3 protein-coding genes and 1 pseudogene are annotated in these 3,678 nt (G+C 72.6%); 1 reads left to right on the top strand and 3 read right to left on the bottom strand.

What is annotated here, in order from left to right:
• Window positions 1-59 precede the first annotated feature (59 nt).
• Both JGS39_RS37895 and JGS39_RS37890 read right to left on the bottom strand, forming a co-directional pair.
• A complete protein-coding gene (locus JGS39_RS37895) occupies window positions 60-1,517 on the bottom strand; it encodes an acyl-CoA synthetase (RefSeq protein ID WP_219574315.1) in 1,458 nt (485 codons plus the stop codon).
• Window positions 1,518-1,734: 217 nt separating this feature from the next.
• Window positions 1,735-2,949, bottom strand: a complete 1,215-nt coding sequence (locus JGS39_RS37890; RefSeq protein WP_219574314.1) for an MFS transporter — start codon at window positions 2,947-2,949, stop codon at window positions 1,735-1,737.
• 133 nt (window positions 2,950-3,082) lie between these two features.
• Here JGS39_RS37890 and JGS39_RS37885 point away from each other — a divergent pair, with 133 nt between their 5' ends.
• Entirely contained in the window at window positions 3,083-3,514 is a 432-nt protein-coding gene (locus JGS39_RS37885) for an Lrp/AsnC family transcriptional regulator (protein WP_219574313.1), read from the top strand.
• Here JGS39_RS37885 and JGS39_RS37880 read toward each other — a convergent pair.
• Window positions 3,492-3,678 (bottom strand): annotated as a pseudogene (locus JGS39_RS37880) (histidine kinase); the annotation flags it as partial. The gene JGS39_RS37885 and the pseudogene JGS39_RS37880 overlap by 23 nt on opposite strands.

Here is a 3,678-nt window from a genome sequence, read left to right as displayed (position 1 = left end):
CGGCGGACTCGGTGAAGTCGGCGGTGAGGGCGGCGATCGCCTCGCGGGCCGTGGGGCGGTCAGCCATGGAGGGACCGCTTCATGATCTTGCCCAGGTCGTTGCGGGGCAGTGCGTCCAGGTAGCGGACCGTGCGCGGGCGCTTGTGCGGGGACAGCTGGGCCGCGACGTGGTCCGCCAGCTCGGCGGCCGAGGGCGGGGCGGCAGGGTCGGCCGGCACCACCCAGGCGACGACGCGCTCGCCCAGGTCCGGGTCCGGCTCACCGGTGACGGCCGCCTCGCGGACGCCCGGGTGGTCCAGGAGCGCGTTCTCGATCTCGCCGGCGCCGATCTTGTAGCCGCCGCTCTTGATCAGGTCGGTGGCCTTGCGGCCCACGATCCGTACGTACCCGTCCTGGTCGAGCGTGGCCATGTCGCCGGTGCGGAACCAGCCGTCGGCGGTGAGGGCCGCGGCCGTGGCGTCGGGGCGGTTCAGGTACTCGGTGAACAGGTTCGGGCCGCGCACCTGGATCTCGCCGATGGACGCGGGGTCGGCGAGCGGGGTGCCGTCCTCCTCCACCAGGCGGAGCTCGACGCCGCGCAGGGGTGCGCCGACCGTACCGGGACGCGGTTCGCCGTCGGCCCGGACGCCCGTGTTCATCAGCGTCTCCGTCATGCCGTACCGCTCGATGACCCGGCGGCCCGTCGCGGCCGCGATCCGTTCGTGGTCGTGGACCGGCAGCGCGGCCGACCCGGAGACGAGCAGCCGCGCGCCCGCGAGGGCCTTCGCGAGGCCCCCGGAGGCTGCCGGTTCGTCGAGCGCCTCCGCCAGCCGGTGGTACATCGTCGGCACACCGAACAGCATCGTGCCGCCGGAGCCCAGCTCCCGGGCCACGCCCTCGGCGGAGAACCGGCCGAGATGGCGTACCGAACCGCCCCGGCGCAGCGGGCCGAGGATGCCCAGGATCAGGCCGTGCACATGGAACAGGGGCAGGGCGTGGACGAGGACGTCGTCCCCGGTCCACTGCCAGGCGTCCTCCAGGGCGTCCAGCGAGGCGGCGATGGCCCGGCGCGGCAGGACGGCGCCCTTGGGCGGTCCGGTGGTGCCGGAGGTGTACACGACCAGGGCAGGGGCTTCGGGGGAGGGCTCGGGGAACTCCGTGTCCGCGCGGGCCGGAACCGCCACGGACACGTCCAGCCGTCGCAGCCCGGCCAGCGCGGGCGGCAGTACGTCGGAGGCGGAGGCCAGCACCGTGGCGGGCGCGCTGTCCGCGACGATGTGCGCCAGCTCCTGTTCGCCCGTCTTCGGGTTCAGCGGCACGGCGGGCACCCCCGCCCGTAGCGCGGCCACCACCGCGACCACGGTCTGCGCGGTGGGCGTGGCCCAGACCGCGACCCGGTCCGCGCCGGCGATACGGGCCGCGAGCGAATCCGCGGCGGCGGCCAACTGTGCGTAGGTCAGGGAGACCTCGTCGAACCGGACGGCTTCGTGGGCGGCCGCAGGGGCGGACGCGTCCTGGAGTGCAGGCAGAAGTGGCATCACCCTGCGACCCTAAGGCGATTCCGGTCCGCACTCAGGAGGTCTTGGCAGCTTGACGTGATTCGGGTCCGGGCTCGGCGTTCCACTGCCCTGACATGTTTCCGGTCCGGGCGCGGGAGTCCCGCCGCCCTGACGTGTCAGTGGTCCGAGTACAGGCGCATCGGCACCCTGACACGATTGCGTTCCGCCTCGGGCGCTCGACCCCGGGCGCTCCGTCTCAGGCGTCCCGCTGGATGTTCCGCATCCGCCCGTACGCGTACACACAGCCCGCCAGCGCCAGATCGGACAGCAGCATGAAGCCGATCGAGTACGAGTCCTTCGCGCTGTAGATCGCGCCCATCACCAGAGGAGGCACGAAGCCGCCGAGGCCGCCCATCGCGCCGACGATGCCGGTGACACTGCCCACCTTCGCCTGCGGTGTCACCTGCGAGACCAGGGCGAAGACGCTGCCGCTCGCGGTGCCGAGCCCGGCCGCCATGACGAGCAGGGCGATCGTGCCGCCGGGCATCAGCTTCGGGTCGAAGGCCTGGACGATGGCCATCAGGGCGGCGACGCCGAGTGCGAAGGAGGTCACGACCGCCGGATGCATGCGGTCCGAGAGCCAGCCGCCGATCGGCCGGAAGATGACCGTGACCAGCGCGAAACCGGCCGCCTTCGTGCCGGCGTCGGTCGGCGAGAGCTCGTACCAGGTCTTCAGGTACGTCGGCAGGTAGACGCCGAACGCGACGATGCCGCCGAAGCCGATCGCGTACAGCGCGGACAGCTCCCAGGTGACCCGCAGCCTGCCCGCCGCACCCAGCCGGTGGGCCAGGGTGTCGGTGGGCACCTGGCGGCCCGGGCGGTCGTTGATGAGCACCGCCGCGAGAGCGGCGAACACCACGAGCGCCCCGGCCACCACGTAGAACGGCAGGTTGTCGCCGTGCTTGGCGATGCGCGGGGTGAAGTAGCCGGACAGGGCGACGCCGCCCATGCCCATGCCGAACACACCGAGCGCGAGGCCGCGGTCGGCGGGCGGGAACCACGAGTTGACCAGGGGGATACCGATCGCGAACGTCGTTCCGCCGAGCCCCAGCAGGAAGCCCACGGCCAGCATCGCGCCGTAGGAGTCCTTCGCCGGGATCAGCAGCAGCACGGGCACGATGGTGAGCGCCGAGATCAGCGGGAACATCAGCCGCGCACCGTACTTGTCGGTGAACGCGCCCACCGGGATGCGGCCCAGCGAACCGACGAGCACCGGCACGGCCACCAGCAGGGACTGCTGGAACGAACTCAGGCCCAGCCGGTCCTTGTAGTCCGCGGACATGGGCGCGATCAGGTTCCAGGCCCAGAACGTGAGCGCGAAGCCGATCGTGGCCATCACGAGGTTGCGGTAGGCGGCGCCGGAGGGCTTCTCGGCGGCCGGGGCCGGTGACTGCTTCGCTGCGGTATCCACACAGCCAGTCAAGGACGCGAGCGGACTGCGAGCCCGTCGGACTACTCCGAACGAGGACCCGTCCACCCGGGCCCGCACGGGGTGAGCGCCCTCTCCGCAGTCGCGATCGGCCCGAACCTGGGACAATCGCCGCATGGACCGTCTGGACAGGGAAATCCTCGGCGTCCTCCAGGAGGATGCGCGGATCTCGTACCGGGATCTGGGATCACGGGTCGGGCTCAGCGCCAACGCGGCCGCCGACCGGGTGCGCCGGCTGCGCAAGGACGGCGTCATCCGCGGCTTCACCGTGATCATCGACCCCGCCGCCGACACCCGGACCGGGCTCGTCGTCTTCATCGACGTGTCCCTGCGCTCGGACACCACCAACGAGGTGTTCGAGCGGGCGGTGCTGACCCTGCCCGGAATCACCGAAGTGGTGCATGTGACGGGCGCGCACGACTACCTCGTACGGGCCACCGCCGCCGACACCGCGGCGCTGGACGGCCTGCTGCGCAGGCTCAAGCGCGAGGCGGGCGTCGCCCACTCCAGCACCAGGATCGCGCTCAGAGCGGCGCCTGCCAGATGACGGTCGGCGCGCGCGAGCCGTCCGGTTCGTGCCCGTCGTCGGCGACCGTCAGCCGGACCCCGGACCTGCCGTCGGGCAACACGGCCGTCGCGTCCACCTCCACCTCGATCGCCGAGACCCCGGCCCGCCGGTGCGCGGCCGCCAGCGCACCGCGCAGCGCGGCG

Source organism: Streptomyces poriferorum, from assembly GCF_019399235.1.
Classification (GTDB): Bacteria; Actinomycetota; Actinomycetes; order Streptomycetales; family Streptomycetaceae; genus Streptomyces; species Streptomyces poriferorum.
This window is presented reverse-complemented; position numbering and strand designations above follow the sequence as displayed.

What these genes read in the sequence shown, in the direction of transcription:
- JGS39_RS37895 (WP_219574315.1), bottom strand. Translation starts at nt 1,517, where the DNA reads ATGCCACTTCTGCCTGCACTCCAGGACGCGTCCGCCCCTGCGGCCGCC.
- JGS39_RS37885 (WP_219574313.1), top strand. Translation starts at nt 3,083, where the DNA reads ATGGACCGTCTGGACAGGGAAATCCTCGGCGTCCTCCAGGAGGATGCG.